Source organism: Paracoccus marinaquae, from assembly GCF_018860165.1.
Taxonomy (GTDB): domain Bacteria; phylum Pseudomonadota; class Alphaproteobacteria; order Rhodobacterales; family Rhodobacteraceae; genus Paracoccus; species Paracoccus marinaquae.
Window position 1 is genome coordinate 1 of record NZ_JAHKNG010000107.1, and the last position, 1853, is coordinate 1853.

The 1853-nt window shown below is 60.7% G+C and carries 2 protein-coding genes and 1 pseudogene; 2 read left to right on the plus strand and 1 reads right to left on the minus strand.

Annotated elements, in window-relative coordinates; genetic code table 11:
• Positions 1 to 97: 97 nt before the first annotated feature.
• Positions 98 to 406: pseudogene (dctP, locus tag KNW02_RS20445) on the minus strand (TRAP transporter substrate-binding protein DctP); the annotation flags it as partial.
• A gap of 34 nt (positions 407 to 440) precedes the next feature.
• Between dctP and KNW02_RS20450 the strand changes: the two are divergent.
• Positions 441 to 1127, plus strand: coding sequence for a serine hydrolase domain-containing protein (locus tag KNW02_RS20450; protein WP_216035018.1), 687 nt, complete (start codon positions 441 to 443; stop codon positions 1125 to 1127).
• A 227-nt stretch (positions 1128 to 1354) separates the two neighbouring features.
• A complete protein-coding gene (locus tag KNW02_RS20455; RefSeq protein ID WP_216035019.1) occupies positions 1355 to 1597 on the plus strand; it encodes a hypothetical protein in 243 nt (80 codons plus the stop codon).
• Positions 1598 to 1853 lie beyond the last annotated feature (256 nt).

Sequence of the window (1853 nt, forward strand, 5' to 3'; positions counted from 1 at the left end):
AGCAGGTCCTCCGGGCGCTCAACGCCTTTCAGCAACTCGTCCAGAACTTCCTTGGAGATCGTCATACATGCTTCCTTTCGGTGAAGCATGGACCCGATCAATCATACACAAAAGATCGGACACTCCCGTCCAGCTGGGCGCCGACCTCGCCGTCCATGACCTTGTAGGCGGTGTCCAGGTCGTCGAACATGAAGGGCAGGCCCAGAACAGCGAATTCCTCGACCACCCCCGAGGTGGAGCCCTGAGAGTTCGCCGACAATGCCAAAGTGCCAAGGCGCATCTGGGTCAGCGCCTCGACATCGTCGCCATACTGGGCCGAACCACCGACATCGACGGTGATCCGCCCCTCGGTTTTTTCGGCCACCAGTTCCGCAAATCTCTGCGATCCCAGATCCTTCGGATTGCCCGGCGCGCAGAATAACGCAAATGCGGATCAGCACTTGACCAAGGCGATTAGAGAACGTCCTCGGACGCTAACCTTTCATGCAGTTGGCAGCCGAGCAGATGAACCGTGGTCGCGCGAAGAAGTACTGGGCGCGGCTTTGGCCGAAGGGATGCGGTTTGCCCCGGGCAATGGTTGGTCCTACTCGAATATTGGCTATATGTTCGTTCGAGAGTTGATCGAAGAGATAGCCGCGAATTCTCTCGGCCAAGTTATTTCTGATATGATTTCTGAACCTTTGGGGCTGGCGGGTGTCGAGTTTTGGGACACTCTGGAGCAGTCAGCCTCCCTGCATTGGGAAACGGCCAAGGGCTATGATCCAGGCTGGGTTTACCACGGGTGCCTGATCGGCACGACATCGGATGCCGCACGGCTTCTGCACGGACTCTTCCAAGGCGAATTGCTGCAGTCCGAGACCCTGCGCGATATGCTCGACAGGCATCCCGTTGGTGGTTCGATTTCGGGACGACCGTGGTCCGAATGTGGATACGGTTGCGGTCTCATGTCGGGCTCGATGGGCAATGTTGGCCGAGCCATAGGCCATTCAGGGGGCGGCCCGTTCAGTGTCAATGCGGTCTACCATTTTCCTGATCTGGCAGAACCCATGACGGTGGCCTGCTTCACCGATGGAACAGACGAGGGTGTGGCAGAAAATGCGGCAGTGAAAATCGCGCAACGCGAATGACGGCCTTGCCCCGCAAAGCGGAACTGACGCGCCATATCCATCCCACCGCAGGTTGCTGCCCGCCCGGAACAGGCGATCGAAGACACCTCCCGACCACCCCCGAGGCTTCCTCGTCGTCATGATGAACGTCATGTGAAAGGGCCGGGGCCAGGATAAACCGCCTGACGCACCAGGTTCCGTGTTAGGATCGGGTCACGTGGTTCTCACCTGGATCAAAGGATCTTCCGATGAAACACCTGACCCTTGCCGCCGCCTTCGCCCTGCTCGCGGCGCCCGCCCTTGCCAACCAGTGCCCCGCCGACATGGCCGCCATCGATGCCGCGCTGGCCGCCGGCACCGACCTGACCGAAGAACAGGCCACCCAGGTCCAGGCCCTGCGCGACGAGGGCGCGCAGCAGCATGAAGCCGGCGATCACGCCGCCTCGATGGCGACGCTTGCCGAGGCCAAGGGCATGCTCGGCCTCGAATGACGGGGCTGCCGGCCCCGGCCCGCGTTGGTCCGGGGCCGGCGCCTTTGGGAGGCGCGAAAAGGGGCCGGACATGTGCCGGCCTTCAAGTTCTGGCATGTCAATCTCGGCCCGCCCGCCGCTTTCTCCTGAGGTAATCCCCCCGGAAAGTAGGGGGCTTCAAAAGTAGAGTTTTCTCGGCAAAGTGCACGAGGAGATTTCGTATGAAGACCAGCAGATACACAGAAGCGCAGATACTCGCGATCCTGCGGCATGCCGA